This window comes from Streptomyces lydicamycinicus (genome assembly GCF_000829715.2).
Lineage (GTDB): Bacteria > Actinomycetota > Actinomycetes > Streptomycetales > Streptomycetaceae > Streptomyces > Streptomyces lydicamycinicus.
In genome coordinates this window covers 274798-297483 of the sequence record NZ_BBNO01000010.1, presented here as the reverse complement: position 1 = coordinate 297483, position 22686 = coordinate 274798, and the positions used below count along the sequence as shown (strand labels likewise).

The window sequence follows — 22686 nt, the reverse complement described above, 5'->3', positions numbered from 1 at the left end:
TGTGTGCCCGGTCAGGCGCTCCGCATCATGTCCGCGCACTTCTCCCCGATCATCATCGTGGTGATGCACGGATTCACGGCCGGCAGGAACGGCATCACCGAACCGTCGGCGACCCGCAGACCCGTGACGCCCTTGACCCGCAGCTGGGGGTCGAGCGGAGTGGCCTGGTCGTCGGTGGCGCCCATTCGGACCGTGCAGGCGGGGTGGTAGACCGTGTTGTGGGTGGTGCGGATGTAGTCGAGGAGCTCGGCGTCGGAGTGGGCGGAGGGGCCCGGGGCGAGTTCGGTGCCCGCCCAGTCGGCCATGGCGGGCTGGGCGACGATCTCGCGGGCGAGCCGGAGCCCGTGGGTCATGACGCGGATGTCGTGCTCGTCGGTGAAGTAGCGCGGGTCCACCTTGGGCTTGTCACGGAAGTCGCGGGTGCGCAGCCGTACGGTGCCCAGGGAGCGGGCGCGGGTGACGTTCGGGGTGAGGCAGAAGGCGTTCTCCGAGGTGGGGTAGCCGCGGCGGTAGGTGTTCATGTCGAAGGGCACCTGGCCGTAGTGGAACATCAGGTCCGGGCGGTCCAGGCCCGGCTCGGTGTCGGCGAAGATGCCGATCTCCCACCACTGGGTGGAGGAGCGGACCATGGGCTGCTTGGCGTCCCACATGATCACGCCCTCCGGGTGGTCCTGGAGGTTGGAGCCGACGCCGGGGGAGTCCACGATCGGCTCGATGCCGGTGGCGCGCAGATGGGTGGCCGGGCCGATGCCGGAGAGCATCAGGAGCTTGGGGGAGTCGATGGAGCCACAGGAGACGACGGTCTCGCGGCGGGCGTGGACGGTGCGGGTGTGGATCAGGTCGGGAGCGAGGTAGTCCACGCCGGTGCAGTGCCGTGCGGAGTCGAAGTTCAGGCGCCTGGCCTGGAGCCCGGTGCGTACGTCGAGGTTCTTGCGGGTGCCCATGACGGGGTGGAGATAGGACACCGACGCCGAGGAACGGGTGCCGTCAGGACGGCAGTTGATCTGGAACCAGTTCGCGCCCCGGATGACGGTCTTGCCGGTGTTGAAGGCGGCGGTCGGGATGCCGGCCGCCGCGCAGGCTTCCAGGAGGGCCACTCCGCACGGGTCGTGGGGCGGGACGGTGCGCAGGACGACCGGGCCGTCGTGGCCGTGGTGGTCTCCCGGGCCGTCGTTGTTCTCCAGCCGCTGGAAGAGCGGGAAGCAGTCGGCCGCGCTCCAGCCCGTACAGCCCATCGCGGCCCACTCGTCGAGATCCTCGGCCGGGGTCCAGAAGGCGATACAGGAGTTGTGCGACGAGCAGCCGCCCAGCACCTTGGCGCGGGCGTGCCGCAGGAAGCTGTTGCCGTTCTCCTGCGGCTCGACCGGATAGTCCCAGTCGTAGCCGGACTCCAGCAGCCCCATCCAGCGGTCCAGGCGCAGCACGTTCTCGTCGCCGACATCGGACGGACCGGCCTCCAGCAGGCAGACGGTGACCGCCGGATCCTCGCTGAGCCGGGCCGCCACGACCGCGCCGGCCGTGCCGCCGCCGACCACGACATAGTCGAACTCGTCCACAGGTGCCTCTTGGGACATCGTGCCGTCTCCAGATCAGGGGGTGGGGTTGCCGGCGTCGCCCGAGGTGCCGCGGTCCGGGTGGACGGCGGCGTGCATGGCCAGGACGCCCGTCTTCTTGCGCTGGACGAACCAGTAGTAGGCGAAGCCGCCGAGCGCCACGACGCCGATGAACAGGAAGGCACCCCAGCGCAGATACCAGTGCTGCGGGCCGGTCGCGTTGTAGACCGCGGCGCGCGGCCAGGCGAGGTTCAGGGACATGGCGATGCCCCAGAGCACCGCCAGGAGGTTCACCGGAATGCCGAACTTGCCGAGCGAGAACTTGCCCTTGGCCGGAGTCCAGTTGCCCCGCAGCCGCTGGATCAGCATCGGCAGGGTGACCGCCAGATAGGCCAGATAGATCATGATGATCGCGATACTGGTGATCACCGAGAAGATCTGCGGCTGATTGACGTTGATGACGAGGATGCCGATCGCCACCAGCCCGATGATGACGGCCGGCAGCACCGGCGTCTGGAAGCGCGGACTGACCTTGGCGAGCAGGGAGGCGGCCGGGAGGTTGTTGTCCCGGGCCATCGCGAACGCGAGGCGGATGCCGGCGGTGTGCACCGCCAGTTCGCACACGGTGATCGCGATGACCACACACCAGAGCACGATCTGCCCCACGGTCGAGCCGAGCGTGGAGAGCACCACGTACTGGAGACCGTCCACCTTCAGCTGTTCGGCCTGGAGATCGGGCACGGACATCAGCGCGAACAGCAGGATCAGTCCGCCGATGAGGAACGACGCGACCAGCGCCCGGAGGATCGCGCGGGGGGCGTTGCGGCCGGGGTCCTTGGACTCCTCGCCGAGAGACGAGGCGGTGTCGAAGCCGTACATGACATAGGCCGAGGCCAGCGACGCGGTCAGGAACGCACCGAAGTAGCCGAGGTTCTCGCCCGCGCCCAGACCGAAGGTGTCGGTCACGACGTCGGGGCCGCGGGTGACATGCGCGGCGAGCAGCAGGATCAGGACGATGGCGGCGACCAGCTCGATCGCCACGCCCGCGGAGTTGATCCGCGCCATGAGCTTGACGCCGAAGGCGTTGACCAGCGTGGTGAACGCGATCAGCACGGTGCCCAGCAGGACGGCGTTCTCGGCCGCGGACTTCCCGGTGCCGTCACCGATGAACTGGAACCACGACGAGATCTGCGGCAGCGTCACCTGGTAGGCCAGCGCCACCGCGGACAGCGAGACCATGGTCGCGGTCAGCATCATCCAGCCGCCGAGCCAGCCGATGTGCGGCCCGCCGAGCTTCTTGGCCCAGTTGTAGACCGATCCGGCCACCGGATAACGGGCGGCCAGCTCGCAGAAGCACAGCGCCACCATCAGCTGGCCGAAGAAGACCATCGGCCAGGACCACCAGTAGGCCGGTCCGCCGTGGGCGATGCCGAAGTAGAACAGCTGGAAGGTGCCGGTCAGGATGGAGATATAGCTGATGCCGGCGGCGAAGGTGTGGAAGTTGCCCAGGGTGCGCTTGAGTTCCGGTTTGTAGCCGAGCTCGGCCAGTGAGTCGTCGTCGTGCGAACCGTCGGCCCGGGTGCCGGGGCGACGGGACTCGGGGCCGGTCACTCGAACCACCTCTGCGGCCGTGGCGCGGTGTTGCGCCAGACGTGCTTGGCCTCCTGGTACTCGGCCAGCCCCGCCGGCCCCAGCTCGCGGCCGACGCCGGACTGCTTCATCCCGCCCCACTCCGCCTGTGGCACATAGGGATGGAAGTCGTTGATCCACACCGTGCCCGCGCGCAGCCGGGCCGCGACCCGGTGCGCCCGTTCGCTGTTCTGCGTCCACACCGCCCCGGCCAGCCCGTACACCGTGTCGTTGGCCAGCGAGACCGCCTCGTCCTCGTCGCGGAACCGCTCGACGGTCAGCACCGGGCCGAAGCTCTCGTCCCGGACGACGGACATGTCCGGGGTGCACTCGTCCAGCACGGTCGGCAGGTAGTAGAAGCCGTTCGACAGCGACGGATCGTCCGGCGGGGAGCCGCCGCAGAGCAGTACGGCGCCCTCTTCGAGCCCGGCCGCCACATACGCCTCGACCTTCGCACGGTGCGCGGCCGAGATCAGCGGGCCGGTACGGGCATGCTCGTCGAACGGTCCGCCGAGCCGGATCCGCTGGGCGCGGGAGACCAGTTCGTCGACGAAGGCATCGTGCAGCTCCTCCTGGACCAGCAGCCGGGCGCCCGCCGAGCAGACCTGCCCGGAGTGCAGGAAGACGGCCATCAGGGCGTAGTCGACGGCGGTGTCGAAATCGGCGTCCGCGAAGACGATGTTGGGGTTCTTGCCGCCCAGCTCCAGCGCGATCTTCTTCACCGTCGGAGCCGCGGCGGCCATGATGCGCCGGCCGGTGAGCAGCCCGCCGGTGAACGACACCATGTCCACCCGCGGGTCCTCGGTCAGCAGCGCCCCCACGGCCGGGCCGGTGCCCAGCACCAGATTGGCGGCGCCGTCGGGCAGTCCGGCCTCGGCCAGCAGCCGCATGAGGTGGACGGCGGTGTGCGGGGTCAGCTCACTGGGCTTCAGGACGAAGGTGTTGCCCGCGACCAGACAGGGGGCGACCTTCCAGGCGGTCTGGAGCAGCGGGTAGTTCCACGGGGTGATCAGCGCGCAGACGCCGACCGGCTCATGGCACACCGTGCTGGCGATCTCCGCGGCACCGGCGTCCACCACCCGGTCGGTGCCCCCGGCCGCGCCGAGGTTGCCGAAGTGGCGGAAGCAGTTGGCAATGTCGTCCATGTCGTAGCCGCTCTCGACCAGCCGCTTGCCGGTGTCCAGCGACTCGGCCTTGGCCAGCACGTCCCGGTCGCGCTCCAGCAGCTCGGCGACGCGCAGCACCAGCCGGCCCCGCTCGGCCGCCGGGGTGCGTGGCCAGGACCCGTCGTCGAAGGCGGTGCGGGCGGCGGAGATCGCCGCCGCCGCGTCCTTCGGCCCGCCCTCGTCCACGGTCGCGACCAGCGTGCCGTCCGCGGGGCAGCGGATCTCACGCACCTGCCCGTCGGCCGCTGCGGTCCACTGACCGCCGATGAACAGCTCCGGCATGGTGGTGCCTCCGGTCTCCGGGCTCGGACGGGGCGGCCGCGGCAGGGCCCGGCCGCCCCCGCCGACGGCGTCAGGCCGCCGGCCGGCCCGCCGTGCGGACCTCGGTGACGATCACTGAACCGAGAGTAAGACGGGCGGTGCGGCTCCGCACGGTACGAGGGGCCGGGGGAGAGGGGAGCGGCACCGGGTGGGGCCGACGGAGTGACCTGTGCGGCGGACGGGACAATGGACGGATGGGCAGCGAGCTGAGCCGGGAGCGGAAGCCGGGGCGGGACCGGGAAGGGACGGCGACGGTGCCGTACCCCGTGCCCGATGTCGCGGCGTACCTCTCCGGCCGCTGGAGCATCGAGCGCACCGTGGACGACCTGCGGAACGGCGTCGAGGGCAGCTTCCGCGGCACCGCCGAGTTCCGGCCCGACGCGACGGGCGAGGCGCTGCTGCACCACGAGGAGGGGCAGCTGACGTGGGGCGGGACGGTGAATCCGGCGAGCCGCACACTGCTTCTGCGGCCCCGCCCGGACGGCACCGCCGCGGTCGGCTTCGCCGACGGCCGGCCCTTCCACGACCTCGACCTCAGGACCGGCCGGTGGACCGCCGTCCACCCCTGTGCCGCGGACCGGTACGAGGCGACCTTCACCGCCGTCGGGCCGGACGAGTGGCATCTGGCGTGGCGGGTCGGCGGCCCGGCCAAGGACCAGTTGCTGTGCTCGGTGTACCGGCGGCTGGGGTGACGGCGGCAGGGGTGCCCGTGGCCGGGCCGGCGGCCGTACGCAACGCACGGCGCCCCCGGAGACAGATGTCCCCGGGGGCGCCGGTGGCCGTTTCGCGGCGGGATCAGGCGGCGGGCAGCTTCCCCCGTCCGAAGAGCTTCCGCTCGTCGTGCAGGGCGAACGGCGTGGTCCGCAGATCGGCGATCTGAATACCGAAGATCTTCAGTTGCAGCATCAGCTCGGTCTTGAGGTCGTAGCCCGCGCTGAGCGCCCACGCCGGGGCGCCGCCACCGGTCGCCGCCGCGGCCCGCCCGGTGAGGTGGACGGACAGATCACCGCCGACGCCCGCCGTGTCGTACAGGAACACCTCGGCACGCGCCCCGATACGGGCCGTCGCGGAGGCCGCGCCCTCGACCCGCGGTGCCGCGCCCTTCGTCTGCTGCCGCGCTTCGTGCAGCGGCTGCCACCCGTTGCCGCGGTCGTACTTCGCGCCGACCGCGAACGAACCGGAGGTGCGCTGGTCGGCGTCGAGGACGATGCGGCCGTCCGCGGTGAAGCGGTAGGTGAAGGTGACCTCGGTGCTGACGACGACGGGAACCGGGCCCACCCAGAAGACGTGCCGTCCGGTGACCGCCGCGATCGGCACCGCTACCTGCCCGGTGTCCGCCTTGCCCTTGACCTTGCCGTGGACCTGCCAGCCGTAGCCGTAGGAGCCGCCGAGGCCGATGGCGGCCCGCTGCGGCAGCAGGTTCAGCCCGCCGCGCTTCTCGTACTGGAAGATCAGCTCGGGCCGGAACGACACCTCGCCGGACAGTCGCGCAGGAGACTTCGCGGTCGCCTGCACGCCCTTGGGCAGCGGCACATTGAGCCCCAGCCGCAGGGTGGTGAGCGCCTTCCGCGCCTCGGGCGACAGCGGGCTGTCGGAGGAGGCGGGGGCCCGGGTACCGGAGGGCACGAGCTGGGTGCGGACCCCGGAGGAGTCGGATGCCGAGGGGCTCGGGGAGCCGGAGGCGGTGGCGTCCGGGCTGCCGGACGGAGTGCCCGGCTCGCCGGACGGACCGGCCGTGCCGCCGCTGTCCGCGCCGGGGCGTTGCTTGACGGTGACACCCGAGGAGAGCGGCTTGACCGAGATCTCGCCGGGCCGCAACGCCGTGCGCTGGTCCACCTTCTGATCGCCGAGCAGCTCCGAGAGCGTGGCGGGGGCGGTGGTCACGCGGACCTTGCCGTCGCGGGAGCCGGTGACCTTGCGGACCTTGAACAGTGCACCCGAAGGGGCGTGCCGGTTGGGCGCGGCGGCGATCACATCCCCGGACCGTACGGTCTTGCCGGCGGACGGCTTGAGCTCCGCCTGCTTGCGGTGCGCGTCGTACGACGAGAGCTGTACGGAGACCGAATTGCCGGACGGGCTGGGCGCGTCGGACGGCCTGGCGACCGCGGCACCGCCCTCCGGGCCGGAGGCCTGGGCATCGTCCGGCACGGCACCGGGCGCCGTCGGCCCGGCGGCCGGTATCCCGGCCGAGGATGTGCGCGGCTTGTCGGGGCCCGAGAGCAGCGCGTGGGTGCCGAGGGCGGCGGGGACGAGTACGCCGACCGCGGCGGCGGGCACCGCGATACGACGCCAGGAAACAGCCATGGGATTCCTTGATGGTGCGGGGGGTGACGGGGAGGGACAGCGGGGCCGCGCACCGAACGCCGGGACGAGTCCGGACGGCTGGGGAAAGTCGTCCAAGTTCGAACATCTGTAGGGGTTCGGGCGGCTTCCTCGTAGCATGGCGACGAATGATCGCTTTCGCCATGGGGAAAGACACCGAGTCGGGAGGGGACGGGTGGAGACTTCCACAACGGTGCCGGAGTCCGCCGCCGCGCTGCATGCCGGCATCGATGCGCTCACCGACGAGGTCATCGATGGCCTGCGGTCCCAACTCCCCTCCTACGCGACGGTGTCGGCGGACCGGCTCCGGCCGAGAGTGCTGGCGTCGCTGCGCAACGGCCTCTCGCTCGTGCAGCGCTGGGCCGAGGAGCGGCGGACCGCGCGGGGCGCCGGCCGCGGCGACGGCTCGGCGTACGGCATCCCGGAGACACATCTCGACGAGGTGACGTCCCTGGCCCGCTCGTTGCCCGTCGAGGACATCATCTCGGCCTACCGGATCGGCACGGATATCGTCTGGCGGCGGTTCGGCGAGGAGATGACGGCCCGGGGCGGGACCGCCGAGGACCTGCTGCCGATCGCCGAGACCCTGCGCGCCTGGGTCGACGCCAACACCCTGCGGATCGTGCGCAGCTGCCGGGTCGGCCTCCAGGGCGACGACCCGACGGCGGAGCGCCGGCATGCGGCCATGGTCCGCGCCCTGCTGCTCGGCGAGGCGCGGTGGGACAAGTCCCTCGGTGCCTGCGACGCCGGGCGTACCGGTGACGGCCCGGCCGACGGGCACCGGCCCGACGGCCATGCCGACGACGCGGAGACCGTGGACGGCTCCTACGAACACAGCGCCCTCCGCCTCCCCTTCCGCGCGCGGCTGCCCGAGGTCTCCCCGCCCGGCGAACCGGACGGTGCTCCCGCCGCCGTGGGCCATGCCGGCCCCGGTGACCGCGCATTCCACCGGACCGTCGCTCTGCTGCGTCCCTGGCTCGCCCTGGACGAGGCGGGGCGCCCGCTGGTCACGACCGTGGACGGGGATGTGGCGGGACTGCTGGTAGGACGCCCGGCCGGGCTGTGCCGCAGCCTGATTCTGGGACTCGGCGCCCCGGCATCCGCCTCCGGGGTCGCCACCGAATTCACCCGGGCCACCCAGGCGTTGCGGGCCGCCGCCGGATTCGGGCTCGTCGGCGCGTACACCCGCGAGGAGCTGGGGCTGCGGGCCACGGTCGTGGCGCTGCCGGCCGTGGGGGAACAGCTGGTACGGCTCCGCCTGGCCCCGCTGGGCGAACGGGGAGAGGACGGCGCCCAGTTGGCGGAGGCTGCGGCCGCCTATCTACGACAGGGCCTGCGCCTGGAGGCTGCCGCGCGGACCCTCTACGTCCACCCCAACACCCTGCGCAACCGCCTGCGGCGCTTCGAGGAGATCACCGGCACCAACCTCCGTGACCCGGCCGATCTGGCCGAGGTCTGGTGGGCGCTGACCCACCGCCGGTTCCACGGGCCGACGGACTGAGGCGCCCGCCGCAGCCGCCACAAAAGAAGAACCGGATGCCGGACGGGTTGCCTATATTCCTGTCCATGCCCGAGATACAGCTGCTCCGTCCAGGCCACGCCCCCGCGCTGCTCGCCTTCGAGCAGGAGAACCGGGCCTACTTCGCCGCGTCCGTCCCCGACCGGGGCGATGACTACTTCGTCCGGTTCGACGAACGGCACCGTGCCCTGCTCGCCGAACAGGCGGCCGGCGTCTGTTACTTCCACGTCCTGGTCGGCGCCGAAGGCGAGGTACTGGGGCGGGTCAACCTCATGGATGTCGCGGAGGGCAGCGCCGAACTCGGGTACCGGATCGCCGAACGTGCCACGGGCCGGGGGCTGGCCACCCGGGCCGTACGGGCGGTGTGCGACCTTGCCGCCACCGGCTACGGGCTGACCAGCCTGTATGCCGTGACCACTCTCGACAACGGGGCATCGCGGGCCGTGCTGGCCCGCTCGGGGTTCACCGTCGTCGGCGAGAGCCGGCGCTGCGGCCGCCCCGGTCTGTCATATCGCCGCAGTCTTGCGGGGGTCACCGCGCCGCCCGGTGCGCCGACCGCCTGTTAGGGCATCTCCCGGCACGGGATCATCCGGTGGTCCGAAGCTTCGGACCACCGGATGACCGCCGCACATCTGCCGCCACCGGCCGCCGGTACGACCTCAGTTCTTGACCGCCCGCAGCGCGTACAGCAGCGGAACGATCGGCTCCGACGGCGGAAGACGCCACCAGCCGTTCTCGCCCGGCACCATCGAGTCGAATCGTTTCCAGGGCAGCAGCTCGGTCTCCCGGACCAGTTGGACGGTCAGCCCCGCCCCGACCACGGCGGAGATGACCTCCCCGAGGCCGTGCCGCCACTCATAGCTCGTGGTGGCTCCCTGCACCGGCGGACCGTCGGTGTAGGTGCACGGCGTATCGCTCCTGAGGGGACCACGGCCCCCTAAGTAGTCGTTCCGGAGCCGCAGTTCCTGCTGGTCCGGGCCACCGGCCGGCCCCAGGGAGTCCAGCAGCGGGTGGAATTCGACCAGATAGAACGTCCCACCGGGGCGGAGCAGGGAGCTGACGATGCCCGCCCAGGCGGTCAGATCCGGCAGATAGCACAGGGCTCCCTTGCCGGTGTAGATCACATCGAAGCGTCGTGCACCGAGCGCCTCCGGGGCCCGGTGCACATCCGCCTGGACGAACTCCATGGTCCGGCCGGCCTCCTCGGCGAGCCGCCGCGCCTCCGCGACGGCCGCCGCCGAGAAGTCGAGGCCCACCGTGCGCGCACCCCGCTCCGCGAAGGCCGCCGTCTCGGTGCCCAGATGGCACTGCAAATGCAGCACGTCCCGCCCGGTCAGCTCGCCGAGATCCGTCCACTCGAAGGGCGCGAACCAGTCCTCGGCGGTACGGGAGCCGTCCAGCCCGTAGAACTCGCTGGCCACATGAACCGGGGTGCGGGCGTCCCAGTTGGCCTGGTTGGCCAGCACCATCTCCTCGGCGGTGGGCGGAATTCCCGGACGGGGCGTCAGTTCACTCTTGTTCATGGTCATCCGTCCCTTCTACCCGCCGGCCGGGGCGCCCACCAGTAGGGACGGCGAGACGACGGGCGCTCCTACCCCTCCCCGGCCGGCGTCGTCCACACCTCCCCGTCGAGGACATTGCGCATCCCCACCCACACCATGTTCATCAGCCGCAGGGTGATCCGCTCCGGGGGCTCGTCGGGATGCAGCACCATCCAGTCGGTGAGCGAGTCCGCCGCCCCGACCAGGGTGTACGCCACGAAGTCGGCCTCGTCCTCGGCGCAGGCGGGCCCGGCGCGCTCCGCGCTACAGGTCCGGACGACTCCGGAAACCTCGGTCAGCACCGCCTGCCGGCTCTGCGCCAGCTCCGCGGCTATCGCCGGGCTCAGCTCCGATGCCTGGCGGTGCAGCACCACCCAGCTGTCCGGGTGTTCGGTGACGAAGGTGAAGAACGCCAGTAGCCCCGCCCGCAGCCGCAGTTCGGGGGAGGGCGCGGGGCCGGCGGCGGTCCGGAACGCGGTCATCAGGCGCTCGGTCTCGCGGCGCAGACAGGCGAGGAACAGTCCTTCCTTGGAGTCGAGATACAGATAGACCATCGGCTTGGAAATTCCGGCGAGTTCAGCGATCTCGTCGACCGAGGAGGCGTGGTAGCCGCGCTTGGCGAAGACCCCGATCGCCGCGTCGATGATCAGCTGCTCCCGGACCGGCCGGGGGAGGCGTCGCCTGCGTATGTCGCTCATTCGTGCCACCTTACCCCCACCTTACTGACGAGTAAGTTTACCTGGACGTCAGGTTGCCGGGGGTGGGCGTCACCGCTCGGCGTCGTGATCGGCAGGTGTAAAGCGGGGTGACGGTGGTAGGCGACCTCACGCAACGCCCCATTCCGCAACGGCAGTTGCTCGGGTGCCTGCCGAGGCGGAGCGGATGCGGTAGGGCCCGGGTTGTGCTCCTGGGCCGGGCCCGGGCCGCGGCGGGGGCGTGCCCGGCGCTGGGTGTCGCCGGAATATGGAACGGGCCGCCGCCTGCGAGTGGCGTGGTGGCGGCCCGTACCCCCGCCTCGAACGGTCTTTCGGCCGCACGTCATGGCGCTCCGTCACCTCACCACTGGACCCGAGGAACACCTGTCGCTCGTCTGCAACAACCGCCCTCCGCTAGGTATGTTGGGGACTGCGGGGCGTGGTCGTACAATCACGCAACGATCGGCCGCTGCCCCCTGCCTGAGGGCTGTCGAAGCGACGGGAAAGTGTGGAATGAGCCAAGAGACGCGACCGCAGTCCAGCGCCGTCGACGTCAGCATCCCGAGTGTGGCGCGGATGTACGACTACTACCTCGGTGGCAAGGACAACTACGCCGTCGACCGCGAGGCCTGTGACGAGCTGAGCAAGGTCGTCCCGAGCACCCAGGTGCTGGCGATCAACAACCGGCGTTTTCTCCAGCGGGTGGTCCGCTGGCTGGCGCGTGAACACGGCATCCGGCAGTTCATCGACCACGGATCAGGTCTGCCGACCCAGGACAACGTTCACCAGGTCGCCCAGCAGGTCGACCCGCGGTCCCGTGTGGTGTACGTCGACAACGACCCCATCGTGCTGGCGCACGGCCGCGCCCTGCTGGAGGAGAACGCCAACACCGCGGTCATCCAGGCGGATATGCGGGACACCGACGGCATCTTCAGCAGCCCTGAGGTCGAGCGGCTGATCGACTTCGACCAGCCCGTCGCCGCGCTGTTCGTCTCCGTGCTCCACTGCATACCGGACGCCGACGACCCGGCGGGTCTGATCAAGCGGGTCGCCGACCGGCTGGTGCCGGGCAGCTTCCTGGTGGTGTGCCAGCTGGTCAGCGAGGACGCCGCGACCCGCGACTTCGTCACCGAATTCATGCGGGTCAGCACCCACGGACAGTGGGGGCGGGTACGTCAGGCGCATGAACTGGCCGGATTCCTGGAAGGGCTGGAGGTCCAGGAACCGGGCCTGGTGGAGGTCTCCACCTGGAAGCCGGACGCGGACATCGGCCCCAAGCAGCTCACCCAGGAGTGGATCGAGTACGGCGGCGTGGCCCGCAAGCCGTAGCGCGGCCGGCACCCCACAACGCGGAAGCGGGCGGTGCACCTCGGTGGGTGCCCCGCCCCGCTCCGCCGAGAACCGTGCGGATCAGCTCTCCTGCTTGAGCAGCCGCTCCAGGATCGCCACGGATTCGCGTGGCGACTCGGACTGGGCGCTGAGCCGGTCCATCACCGCGAGGTAGTGGTCCACATCATCGCGCTTGTCCAGATAGAGCGCGCTGGTCAGCTGTTCCAGATAGACGATGTCCGGAAGATCCGGCTCCAGGAACCGCAGGATCGTGATCGGACCACCGGCCGCCGCCAGTCCACCGAGGCTGAACGGCGCGATCTGTAGCGTCACATTCGGCAGCTCGGTCATCTTCAGCAGATGTCTGAGCTGGTCCGCCATCACCTCCGGCCCGCCGAGCGGGCGCCGCAGGGACGCCTCGTCGATCACCGCCCACACCCGCGGCGCGTCCGGGACGGTCAGCAGTTCCTGACGATGAACCCGCAGCTGCACCCGGCGCTCGATCTCCTCGGGTGAGGACCGCGGATGACCGAGCTGCGCCACCGCACGGGCATAGTCGGCGGTCTGCAACAGGCCCGGTACGAACTGGACTTCGTAGGTGCGGATCACCGAGGCGGCCTCTTCGAGGCCGATATGCGTCTCGAACCAGCCGGGCAGTACATCGCCGTACTGATGCCACCAGCCGGGGCTGCTGGTCCGGCGGGCCAGCTTGAGGAAGTCGGCGCGGACCGCCTCGTCCGTGACGTTGTAGAGCGTCAGCAGATCGGCGATATCCCGCTCCTTGCAGCTCACCCGGCCGAGTTCGAGACGGCTGATCTTGGCGTGTGAGCCGCGGATGGCGTCCCCGGCGGCCTCCCGGGTGATGCCCGCCGCTTCCCGCAGCCGGCGCAGCTGGGTGCCCAGCACGATGCGCAGAACGGTCGGGCCGCCCCGCGGGTGGTCGAGATAGCGGCGCAGGGACGGACCGCTGCTCGGCTGCGCGGCGTTCATGCCGAAACCTCACTTCGCTCGGCCTCGCCTGCGCGCGGCGCGCACCCTTCAACGGTCCGCCGACCTCCGGCCGGGCGAACCCCCATCCGGCGCTCGCTCATGCTGACTCCCCTGAGTGGTCGGGCGAACGCCCAGTGTCCCATCGGCCCCAGCGTGCGTACAGCCGGGGTGACTATCCAGTCGACATATGCGCCAATCGTGGCGGCGTCTGCGCCGGTCCTAGGCGATGAGATCGTCGAAGTCGCCGTCCTTGGCGCCCTGGACGAAGGCCACCATCTCCTCGCGGGTGTAGATGAGTGCCGGCCCCGAGGCGAACCGGGAGTTACGCACCGCCACTCCGCCGTCCGAAAGAACCGCCAGTTCAACACAGTTGCCACTGGGGTTGCTGCGGCGGCTCTTGCGCCAGACGGCGCCTTCGATGCTGGTCGCCTGTATGCCGTTGCTCACCGACTCCATCACAACTGCTCCCTTACTGGAGGTCATTCCTCCGACCGATGCCGAGCCTTCGATCACCTTGGCGTGAACGAGCCCCTGGGGCGCCGTCCTTGCCGATGTAATTGCAGATGCACTTGCACCGGGTGACGGCTGCCGAGGATATTAACCCTCCGAGGCAGTCCGGCCCAGCCCCGAAATCCCCTTCGCGGAGATGTTGATGACCACACATCCGGCAGAGACCGTGCACCACGCCCCTCGGGAGGAACCGTGTGAGGACGCCTGGTGGATGCCCACCCCCGACGGCTTCGCCGCCTGCGCCCTCAGCGCTACCGCACGCACCGTGCCGGAAGCCCGCCGGTTCACCCGGGCGACCCTCGAAGGCTGGCAGGTGTGCGCGGGCCTCGCCGATGACGCGGTCCTGGTCGTCTCCGAACTCGTCAGCAACGCCCTGCGGCACGGTTTCCGGAACCCCGGACCGCAGGACGGGGACGCCGCGGCACCCACCCCCTTCTGCAATGCCTGGCTGGCACTGACCCGGCAGGAGACCACCGTGCTGTGCGCGGTCTCGGACGCCGGCCCCGGCGCTCCCGTCATCAGGCAGCAGGACGTCCTGGCGGAATCCGGGCGCGGTCTCCATATCGTCGACCGGCTGAGCGAGTCCTGGGGCTGGACGCCACCCGACCGGTCGGGGAAGACGGTCTGGGCGGCGATGTCGGTACGTGGCTGAGGCGGCGCGTACGGAACCCTGCGGCGGCCCGCGCGTGGAGCGGGCCATTACCTGTCGTGTGTGACGATTCCGGGGTCGCCGTCACCCGAGCGGAAGGCCCCGGAAGCCGATGGATCTGCTGTCCCTGCGCTACTTCCGTGCGGTCGCGCGCCGGGAGCACATCAGCCGGGCCGCCGAGGAACTGCGGGTGGCCCAGCCCTCGGTGAGCCGGACGATCGCCCGGCTGGAGGCCGAACTGGGCGTGCCGCTGTTCGACCGGCACGGCCGCGCGATCCGGCTCAACCGCTACGGCGCCGCGTTCCTGACCCGGGTCGAGCGGGCGCTGGACGAACTCGACGACGCCCGCCGGGAGATGGCCGATGCGGCCGGACTCGATGACGGCGGGATCGCCGTCGCCGCCGAGACGCTGCTGCCGCTCACCGAGCTGCTGGCGGGATACCGCGCCGCCTACCCCGGGGTCACCGTCCGCTGCTTCCAGTCCACCCCCCACGTGATGCGGGAGCAGCTGCGGGCCCGGGAGGTGGACTTCTGCATCGCCTCGCAGCCGCTGTCCGGGCCCGGTCTGGGGGCGGTGCGGCTGCTGCACGAAGAGGTGCTGCTCGTCGTCCCGGCCTCGCATCCGCTGGCCGGCCGCGAACGGGTCACGGTCGCCGCGCTCGCCGAGGAGCCCTTCATCACCACCAGGCCGGGCCACTGGCAACGGGCCCTGCTGGAGCGGCTGTTCACCAGCATCGGACGCCGTCCGGTGATCTCCTGCGAGGGCGACGAACCGGGCGCCACCCACTTCCTGGTCGCGGCCGGTCTCGGCATCGGCCTGATGCCCTCGCTGGCCCGCGCCGATCTCGCGTCCGTGCCGCTCGCCTGGCTGCATCTCGACACCCCCGACTGCGTACGGACCCTGAGCCTGGTCCGGCGCGAGGACAGTTATCTGACCTTGGCCGCGGCACGCTTCCGGGACCTGGCCGTCGCCCATTTCACCGGCCGGCCACAACATGGCGAACCGGCCCGGGAGCCGCGGCGGTCCGAGGGGCCGGCGGGCGTCGCGTAGGCAGACCTCTGACCGTGAACCGTCATCGACTGTCCGCGCGGGAGCGGGTCAGTCTTCTTCGTGGAGGGTGCGCGCGAGAACGGAGCGGTGGGTCGGTTTGGCGTCGCCGTAGCGCTTGTGGCCTTCGTCGGTGATGACGACGAAGATGCCACGGCGGTCGAGATCGCACATGACGCGCTCGACGAGGCCGCCTCGCTCCAGCCTGGCGACCAGCCGGGAGGCGGCGCTCTGGCTCAGGTGCACCACGTTGGTGAGGTCCTGGCCGCGGCACTTGCCGTGATCGGAGGAGGCGAGGAGTTCGAGCGCCTCGAACTCGCTGACGCTGAGGCCGTGCTCCGCCTGCAACTCCTGCTCCAGAGCGCTGTGCACGGTGGCATGGCGGGCGAGAAGCCCATGCCACTCCTCGACCAGTTCCTGCTCCGAGCGACCCTTCATGGGGCAAGGTTAACATGCGCCAGCATTTGATGCACGGAAATTAAATGCGCTTGCATTCGATGTGCGTGCATGCAAGGCTCGTCGCATGACTTCCTCCGCACCCCTGTCCGTCTCCACACCCACGTGGAACGCCAAACTCTGGGGAGTTCTGCTCACGGTCTCCCTGGTCATCGGCCTCGACGCGCTCGACGTCTCGATGGTGGGCGTCGCGCTCCCCTCCATCCAGGCGGACCTGGGTCTGTCGACCAGCGCGCTTCAGTGGATCGTCAGCGGCTATGTCCTCAGCTACGGCGGGCTGCTGCTGCTCGGTGGCCGCGCCGCCGACCTGCTCGGCCGCCGCCGGGTCTTCCTGACCGCGGTGGCCGTGTTCGCCGCGGCCTCCGTGCTCGGCGGTCTGGTCGACGACGGAACCCTGCTCATCGCCACCCGCATACTCAAGGGCATGGCGGCGGCGTTCACCGCGCCTGCCGCGCTGTCGATCATTACGACCACGTTCGCCGAAGGGCCGGCGCGCAACAAGGCGCTGGGCGTCTTCTCCGTCTTCGGGGCCAGCGGCTACTCGGCCGGCCTGGTGCTCTCCGGCCTGCTGACCCAGGTGGGCTGGCGGTGGACGTTCTTCCTGCCGGTGCCGGTCGCGGTGATCGCGTGGATAGCGGCCAACCGCCTGCTCCCCAAGGACGGTCCCCGCGCCTCCGGCGGCTACGACATCCCCGGGGCGATCACCTCGGTCGGCGCGATGCTGCTGCTCGTCTACACCGTCGTGGAGGCGCCGGAGGCCGGCTGGGCCGCGCCGAACACGCTGATCCAGTTCGCGATCGCCGCGGTGCTGCTGGCCGCCTTCCTGGTGATCGAGCGCCGCAGTGCGCATCCGCTGGTCCGGCTCGGCATCCTCCGCTCGGGCTCGCTGGCGCGGGCCAACCTGGGCATATCCGTGTTCTTCGGCGGCTACATCGGCTTCCAGTTCGTGGTCATGCTCTACTTCCAGTCGGTGTTGCAGTGGTCGGCGCTCCAGACCGCGCTGGGCTTCCTTCCGGCCGCGGTGATCGTCGCCTTCGGCTCGCCGCGGATGGACCCCCTGATCGAACGGGTCGGCACCGCGCGCACCATCGCCGGCGGCGTCATCGCTCACCTCATCGGCTACGTGCTCTTCCTCGTCATCGACCGGGACGCCCCGTACGCCGTCGGTGTGCTGCCCAGCATGATCCTGCTGGGTATCGGGTTCACCCTGGCCTTCGCGTCCTTCAACATCCAGGCCACCGCCGGCATCCCGGACCACGAACAGGGCCTGGCCGGCGGCCTGTTGAACACCTCGACGCAGGTCGGCGGCGCGATCGGGCTCGCCATCGTCACCGCGGTGCTCACCGCCGGAGGCGAAGGCAAGACCGGCCCCGACGCCCTGCTCGCCGGCTTCACCCCGGCGCTGCTCACGATCACCGTCCTCTCGGCGATCGGCCTGCTCATCGGAGTGTCCGGCCTGATCGGGCGGCGCAAGGCCGATCAGCCGGCGGACGCGTCGGTGGGAGAGCCGGCGGAGAAGCCGGCCGTGAAGCCGGGGGAGAAGTCCTCGGACGAGCGGGAGCTCGCCCTCGTCGACTGACCGGTCTGGTCCCGGCACCTCCCGGTGTGCGGCACGAGCCGCAGCCGGGAGGTGCCGTGGTGCGTACGCCTCCGCGTGACTCGCTGACGGATGCGTGGTGCATGCGCCGCGTGTCCGACTCGGCGCACACGCCCGGCTAGGCTTCGCCCGGCGCGCCGTCCCCCAAGCCGAAGGCGGCCAGCAGGCGTTCGGCGGCCAGTGTCGCGGTGAGTTCGCCGTCGCGCACCGCGCGTTCGACCTCCGGGCCCAAGCGGCGTACCTCGGGGTGTTCCTGGAGGCGGTCGATCAGCCGCTCGCGCACCATCGACCAGGTCCAGTCGACCTGCTGGACCCGGCGCCGCTCGGCCAGCGCCCCGGTGGACTCCAGCAGGGTGCGATGCTGCTCGACCCGCTCCCAGACGCCCTTCAGACCGGTGCCCTCGCGGGCGCTACAGGTCAGCACGGGCGGCGTCCAGGCGGCGTCCGGCGGCTGCAACAGCCGCAGTGCACCGGCCAGTTCACGGGCCGCGGACCGGGCATCGCGCTCGTGCGGACCGTCGGCCTTGTTGACGGAGACCAGGTCCGCCAGCTCCAGCACCCCCTTCTTGATGCCCTGGAGCTGGTCACCGGTGCGCGCCAGGGTCAGCAGCAGAAAGGTGTCGACCATGTTGGCGACGGTGGTCTCGGACTGGCCGACGCCGACCGTCTCCACCAGGATCACGTCATAGCCCGCCGCCTCCATCACCACGATGGACTCCCGGGTGGCCCGGGCCACCCCGCCCAGGGTGCCGGACGTCGGGGACGGCCGGACGAACGCCGCCGGGTCGGTCGCCAGCCGCTCCATCCTGGTCTTGTCACCCAGGATGGAGCCGCCGGTACGGCTGGAGGACGGGTCGACGGCGAGCACCGCCACTCGGTGTCCCATCCCGGTCAGCAGGGTGCCGAGCGCGTCGATGAAGGTCGACTTGCCGACGCCCGGCACCCCGCTGATGCCCACTCTGCGGGCCGAACCGGAGTACGGCAGCAGCTCGATCAGCAGCCGCTGGGCCGCCGCCCGGTGGTCCGGGCGGGTCGACTCGACCAGGGTGACGGCGCGGGCGATCCAGGCCCGGGAACCCGCCCGGACACCCTCGGCGTACCGTTCGACATCGATCGTCGCAGGCATGACCCCCCGCTCAGAGCTCGTGGCCGAGGACCGACGCCAGGTCCCGCACCAGATCGTGCGCGGCCTCGGGGATGACCGTGCCGGGCAGGAACACCGCGGCGGCGCCCATGTCCCGCAGCGGCTGCACATCCTGCGGCGGGATCACCCCGCCCACCACGATCGTGATGTCCTCACGGTCCTCCGCCGCCAGCGCCTCCTTGAGCGCCGGCACCAGCGTCAGATGGCCGGCCGCCAGCGACGACACCCCGACGATATGAACGTCCGCCTCCACCGCCTGGCGGGCCACCTCGGCCGGCGTCTGGAACAGCGGGCCGACATCGACGTCGAAGCCCAGGTCGGCAAAGGCGGTGGCGATCACCTTCTGGCCGCGGTCATGGCCGTCCTGGCCCATCTTGGCCACCAGGATGCGCGGCCGGCGGCCCTCGGCGCGCTCGAACTCGGCCACCAGCGACCGGGTGCGCTCCACACCGGAGGAGGGGCCTGCTTCGTCTCGGTACACACCGGAGATCGTACGGATCTGGCCGGAGTGCCGCCCGTAGACCGACTCCAGTGCGTCCGAGATCTCACCGACCGTGGCCATCGCACGGGCCGCGTCCACCGCCAGCGCCAGCAGATTGCCCTCCAGCCCCTCGCCGGGACCGGACTCGGCCGCCGCGGTCAGCGCGCGCAGCGCCTTCTGGCAGGCCTCCTCGTCGCGCTCGGCACGCAGCCGCTTGAGCTTCTCGATCTGCTGGGCCCGCACCGAGGAGTTGTCGACCTTGAGGACCTCGATCTCCTCGTCGGTCTCCACCCGGTACTTGTTGACGCCGATCAGCGCCTGCCGCCCCGAGTCGATCCGCGCCTGCGTCCGGGCCGCGGCCTCCTCGACGCGCAGCTTGGGGATGCCCGCGTCGATGGCCTTGGCCATCCCGCCGGCCGCCTCGACCTCCTCGATGTGCTGCCAGGCCCGGTGCGCCAGATCGTGGGTGAGCTTCTCGACGTACGCACTGCCGCCCCACGGGTCGATGACCCGGCAGGTGCCCGACTCCTGCTGGAGGAACAGCTGGGTGTTACGGGCGATACGGGCGGAGAAGTCGGTGGGCAGCGCCAGCGCCTCGTCGAGGGCGTTGGTGTGCAGCGACTGGGTGTGCCCCTGGGTGGCGGCCATCGCCTCCACACACGTACGCGTGACGTTGTTGAACACGTCCTGCGCGGTCAGCGACCAGCCCGAGGTCTGCGAATGGGTGCGCAGCGAAAGGGACTTGGGGTTCTTCGGCTCGAAGCGCTGCACCAGGCGCGCCCACAGCAGCCGGGCCGCCCGCAGCTTGGCGATCTCCATGAAGAAGTTCATGCCGATCGCCCAGAAGAACGACAGCCGGGGGGCGAAGGAGTCCACGTCCATGCCCGCCGCGATGCCCGCGCGCAGGTACTCCACCCCGTCGGCCAGGGTGTACGCCAGCTCCAGGTCGGCCGTCGCACCGGCTTCCTGGATGTGATAGCCGGAGATCGAGATGGAGTTGTAGCGCGGCATCTTCTGCGAGGTGTACGCGAAGATGTCGGAGATGATCCGCATCGAGGGCTGCGGCGGATAGATGTAGGTGTTGCGGACCATGAACTCCTTGAGGATGTCGTTCTGAATGGTCCCGGCCAGCTTCTCGGGCGGTACGCCCTGTTCCTCCGCGGCCACGATGTACAGGGCGAGAACGGGCAGCACCGCGCCGTTCATCGTCATCGACACGGTCATCTTGTCCAGCGGGATGCCCTCGAAGAGCTGCCGCATGTCATAGATCGAGTCGATCGCGACGCCCGCCATACCGACATCGCCGGTCACCCGGGGGTGGTCGCTGTCGTAGCCGCGGTGGGTGGGCAGGTCGAAGGCGACCGACAGGCCCTTCTGGCCGGCCGCGAGGTTGCGGCGGTAGAAGGCGTTGGACTCCTCGGCGGTGGAGAAACCGGCGTACTGCCGGATGGTCCAGGGCTGGTTGACGTACATCGTCGGGTACGGGCCGCGCAGATACGGGGTGATGCCCGGGTAGGTCCCCAGGAAGTCCAGCCCGTCGAGGTCCGCCTCGGTGTACAGCGGCTTGACGTCGATGCCCTCCGGCGTCTCCCACGTCAGATCCGCCACGCCCTTGCCGGTGGCCTGCTGCACGGCCGCGGCCCACTCCCCGGCCTCGCCGGCGTCCGCGGTGACCGGGCCGCCGAGCTCGACCGTGCTGAAGTCCGGGATGGCGCCCGAGGGCACCGGGGAACCGTGCGGCGCTTCGCCGACGGCGCCTGTCTGCTGCGTCGTCTCCTCCATCACGCCACCTCCATGACATCCAGGGCCGAGGACAGCACCTCGACCGCGTCGCAGCCCGTGAAGACGAAGGAGTCCACACCGGCCGCTGCGAATTCGTCCCGCCGCTCGCCCGGCTTGCCCGCCAGATGCACCCGCAGCGCACCCGCCGACTTCAGCGCGGCCGCCACGGCCGCCGCCTGCTCGCCGTACACCGTGTCGCTCGCGCACAGACAGGCGATCTGCGCGCCACTGCGGGCGAACGCCTCGGCCACCGACTCGGCGTCCACCGGCGCGGGCTCGGCCACCGTCTCGATGCCGCCCGCCTGGAACAGATTGGCGGCGAAGGCCACCCGCGCGGTGTGTGTCGCGACCGGGCCCAGCGCGGCCAGAAAGACCTTCGGACGGGCGCCGCTCGCGGCCAGCTGCGCATCGGAGCGCGTCCGTAGCCGCTCGAAGGCATCGTCCCTGCGCACTCGCGGCAGCCCTCCGCCGATCGGCGCGGGCGCCGGCTCGCGGTGCACCGGCGGCTCGGCGAGATGCGGGAACTCGCTGACGCCGGTGACCGGTTCGCGCCGGTGGGCGAGGTCCTCCGTACGGCGCTCCCAGGTGTCGGCCAGCCGGCCTGCGATCATCCCGGAGCGCAGGGCCGCGGCCTGGCCGCCGGCTCCCTCGATCTCCTGGAACCACGCCCAGGCCGCACGGGCAAGCTCATCGGTGAGGCTCTCCACGTACCAGGAGCCGCCCGCCGGGTCGATCACCTTCGACAGATGCGACTCCTCCAGCAGCACGGACTGGGTGTTGCGGGCGATCCGCCGCGCGAACGCGTCGGGCAGGCCCAGCGCGGCGTCGAACGGCAGCACCGTCACCGCGTCGGCGCCGCCCACCCCCGCGGACAGTCCGGCGACCGTGGTGCGCAGCATGTTCACCCACGGATCCCGACGGGTCATCATCACCGTGGAGGTGACGGCGTGCTGGCGCTGCGCGGACGCGGCGGGGGAGGCCCCGCACACCTCGGCGACCCGCGCCCACAGCCGGCGGGCCGCCCGCAGCTTGGCGATCGTCAGGAACTGGTCCGCGGTGGCGGCATAGCGGAACTCCAGCTGCCGGCAGGCGTCGTCGATGCCGAGGCCGGAGCCCGTCAGCTGCCGCAGATAGGCGACGCCGGTGGCCAGCGAGGTGCCCAGTTCCTCGGCGGCCGAGCCGCCCGCCTCGTGGTACGGCAGCGCGTCGACCGCCAGCGCGCGCACACCGGGCGCCTCGGCGGCGCAGCGCGCGGCCATCCGGGCGGCCGACTCCAACTGGAGGCGCAGCTTGGCGTCATCGCCCGTACGGGCCAGCAGGCCGAGCGGGTCGGCGCCCAGGCAGCCGGCCGCCTCGCGCAGCGGCGCACCGGACGCGGTGTACAGCCGCAGCAACTCCTCGGCGGCCGCCGCGAAATCGGCCCCGGCGTCCAGCACCACCGCGGCCAGGTCCAGATAGACCCCCCGCAGTGCCTGCTCCAGCCCGGCCACCGGCACCCCGCCGTCACCGACGGTCAGCCAGACCGAGGTGACGCCGTTCTCCAGATCGGCCAGCACCGATTCATTGGCCTGCTGGGGATCGGTGTGGACATGGCGCTGGCGTACGTCCCACCCGGCGACGGTCGTGCCCTCGGGCCGGCCGGCCCGTACGAAGGGCGGAAAGCCCGGGTGGCCCAGGGCGGCCGTACCGTCCTCGGCGGTGTAGAGCGGGCGGACGCGGATGCCGTCCTGGAGATCGGTGGCGAGCGCGTCCTCGGCGGCGGGGCCCGTTGCTTCTGCGACGCCCGATTTGCGCAGCACACCTTCGACGAGGCGCTGCCACTGTGCGCGGTCGGCATCCGGGAAGGCTGCGGCCAGGGGGAGTTCGGGGGACTCGGCGGTCATGGCAGCAGGCTAGGCGAACGACCGTTAGCTGGAGCAGGGGCTCCAGCTGTGACGTTGCACTCGTTGACCGT

The 22686-nt window shown here is 71.0% G+C and carries 19 protein-coding genes; 7 read left to right on the top strand and 12 right to left on the bottom strand.

The window, feature by feature from the left end:
- Nucleotides 1-11: 11 nt before the first annotated feature.
- Genes TU31_RS32105 through TU31_RS32095 form a run of 3 tightly spaced genes read right to left on the bottom strand, consistent with a single transcriptional unit; the run spans nucleotide 12 to nucleotide 4630 of the window.
- Nucleotides 12-1574: a GMC family oxidoreductase gene (locus tag TU31_RS32105; RefSeq protein WP_042161145.1), complete on the bottom strand. Its 1563-nt coding sequence runs from the start codon at nucleotides 1572-1574 to the stop codon at nucleotides 12-14.
- 15 nt (nucleotides 1575-1589) lie between these two features.
- Nucleotides 1590-3173, bottom strand: coding sequence for an APC family permease (locus tag TU31_RS32100; protein WP_042161142.1), 1584 nt, complete (start codon nucleotides 3171-3173; stop codon nucleotides 1590-1592).
- Entirely contained in the window at nucleotides 3161-4630 is a 1470-nt protein-coding gene (locus tag TU31_RS32095) for an aldehyde dehydrogenase family protein (RefSeq protein ID WP_042161140.1), read from the bottom strand. The genes TU31_RS32100 and TU31_RS32095 overlap by 13 nt, the downstream gene beginning before the upstream one ends.
- Nucleotides 4631-4863: 233 nt before the next feature.
- Here TU31_RS32095 and TU31_RS32090 point away from each other — a divergent pair, with 233 nt between their 5' ends.
- Nucleotides 4864-5361 carry a DUF6314 family protein gene (locus tag TU31_RS32090; RefSeq protein ID WP_078886077.1) on the top strand — a complete coding sequence of 166 codons (498 nt, stop codon included), beginning with the start codon at nucleotides 4864-4866 and terminating at the stop codon, nucleotides 5359-5361.
- A gap of 103 nt (nucleotides 5362-5464) precedes the next feature.
- On the opposite strand, the gene TU31_RS32085 is transcribed toward TU31_RS32090, so the two are convergent.
- Nucleotides 5465-6973 (bottom strand): hypothetical protein, encoded by a 1509-nt coding sequence (locus TU31_RS32085; RefSeq protein ID WP_042161138.1) that lies wholly within the window; start codon nucleotides 6971-6973, stop codon nucleotides 5465-5467.
- Nucleotides 6974-7166: 193 nt separating this feature from the next.
- On the opposite strand from TU31_RS32085, the gene TU31_RS32080 reads away from it, so the two are divergent.
- Complete coding sequence (locus TU31_RS32080; RefSeq protein ID WP_245698933.1) at nucleotides 7167-8492, top strand: PucR family transcriptional regulator; 1326 nt, start codon at nucleotides 7167-7169, stop codon at nucleotides 8490-8492.
- Nucleotides 8493-8557: 65 nt separating this feature from the next.
- The gene (locus tag TU31_RS32075; protein WP_042161134.1) at nucleotides 8558-9076 is read left to right on the top strand and encodes a GNAT family N-acetyltransferase; all 519 of its coding nucleotides are present in this window, start codon (nucleotides 8558-8560) and stop codon (nucleotides 9074-9076) included.
- 93 nt (nucleotides 9077-9169) lie between these two features.
- Here the strand turns inward: TU31_RS32075 and TU31_RS32070 are convergent, their stop codons facing one another.
- Together TU31_RS32070 and TU31_RS32065 are read right to left on the bottom strand one after the other, a co-directional pair.
- Nucleotides 9170-10039, bottom strand: coding sequence for a class I SAM-dependent methyltransferase (locus TU31_RS32070; protein ID WP_042161132.1), 870 nt, complete (start codon nucleotides 10037-10039; stop codon nucleotides 9170-9172).
- Nucleotides 10040-10101: 62 nt separating this feature from the next.
- Nucleotides 10102-10749, bottom strand: coding sequence for a TetR/AcrR family transcriptional regulator (locus TU31_RS32065; protein WP_042161130.1), 648 nt, complete (start codon nucleotides 10747-10749; stop codon nucleotides 10102-10104).
- Nucleotides 10750-11259: 510 nt separating this feature from the next.
- Between TU31_RS32065 and TU31_RS32060 the strand changes: the two genes are divergently transcribed.
- Complete coding sequence (locus tag TU31_RS32060; RefSeq protein WP_042161129.1) at nucleotides 11260-12075, top strand: SAM-dependent methyltransferase; 816 nt, start codon at nucleotides 11260-11262, stop codon at nucleotides 12073-12075.
- Between the two features lie 81 nt (nucleotides 12076-12156).
- Here TU31_RS32060 and TU31_RS32055 read toward each other — a convergent pair whose 3' ends face one another.
- Both TU31_RS32055 and TU31_RS32050 read right to left on the bottom strand, forming a co-directional pair.
- The gene (locus TU31_RS32055) at nucleotides 12157-13065 is read right to left on the bottom strand and encodes a Sco1979 family transcriptional regulator (protein WP_042161127.1); all 909 of its coding nucleotides are present in this window, start codon (nucleotides 13063-13065) and stop codon (nucleotides 12157-12159) included.
- A gap of 219 nt (nucleotides 13066-13284) precedes the next feature.
- A complete protein-coding gene (locus TU31_RS32050; RefSeq protein WP_042161124.1) occupies nucleotides 13285-13521 on the bottom strand; it encodes a DUF397 domain-containing protein in 237 nt (78 codons plus the stop codon).
- A 196-nt stretch (nucleotides 13522-13717) separates the two neighbouring features.
- Here TU31_RS32050 and TU31_RS32045 point away from each other — a divergent pair, with 196 nt between their 5' ends.
- Nucleotides 13718-14227 (top strand): ATP-binding protein, encoded by a 510-nt coding sequence (locus tag TU31_RS32045; protein ID WP_052719129.1) that lies wholly within the window; start codon nucleotides 13718-13720, stop codon nucleotides 14225-14227.
- 109 nt (nucleotides 14228-14336) lie between these two features.
- Nucleotides 14337-15275, top strand: a complete 939-nt coding sequence (locus tag TU31_RS32040; protein WP_042161121.1) for a LysR family transcriptional regulator — start codon at nucleotides 14337-14339, stop codon at nucleotides 15273-15275.
- A gap of 48 nt (nucleotides 15276-15323) precedes the next feature.
- Here the strand turns inward: TU31_RS32040 and TU31_RS32035 are convergent, their stop codons facing one another.
- Nucleotides 15324-15710 carry a MarR family winged helix-turn-helix transcriptional regulator gene (locus tag TU31_RS32035; protein WP_042161119.1) on the bottom strand — a complete coding sequence of 129 codons (387 nt, stop codon included), beginning with the start codon at nucleotides 15708-15710 and terminating at the stop codon, nucleotides 15324-15326.
- An 85-nt stretch (nucleotides 15711-15795) separates the two neighbouring features.
- Here TU31_RS32035 and TU31_RS32030 point away from each other — a divergent pair, with 85 nt between their 5' ends.
- The gene (locus tag TU31_RS32030) at nucleotides 15796-17307 is read left to right on the top strand and encodes an MFS transporter (RefSeq protein WP_042161116.1); all 1512 of its coding nucleotides are present in this window, start codon (nucleotides 15796-15798) and stop codon (nucleotides 17305-17307) included.
- 136 nt (nucleotides 17308-17443) lie between these two features.
- On the opposite strand, the gene meaB is transcribed toward TU31_RS32030, so the two are convergent.
- The 3 genes from meaB to TU31_RS32015 are packed head-to-tail and all read right to left on the bottom strand — an operon-like array spanning nucleotide 17444 to nucleotide 22615.
- A complete protein-coding gene (meaB, locus tag TU31_RS32025; RefSeq protein WP_042161113.1) occupies nucleotides 17444-18451 on the bottom strand; it encodes a methylmalonyl Co-A mutase-associated GTPase MeaB in 1008 nt (335 codons plus the stop codon).
- 10 nt (nucleotides 18452-18461) lie between these two features.
- Nucleotides 18462-20732, bottom strand: coding sequence for a methylmalonyl-CoA mutase (gene scpA / locus TU31_RS32020; protein ID WP_245698932.1), 2271 nt, complete (start codon nucleotides 20730-20732; stop codon nucleotides 18462-18464).
- A complete protein-coding gene (locus TU31_RS32015; RefSeq protein WP_042161111.1) occupies nucleotides 20732-22615 on the bottom strand; it encodes a methylmalonyl-CoA mutase subunit beta in 1884 nt (627 codons plus the stop codon). The genes scpA and TU31_RS32015 overlap by 1 nt, the downstream gene beginning before the upstream one ends.
- Nucleotides 22616-22686: the final 71 nt, after the last annotated feature.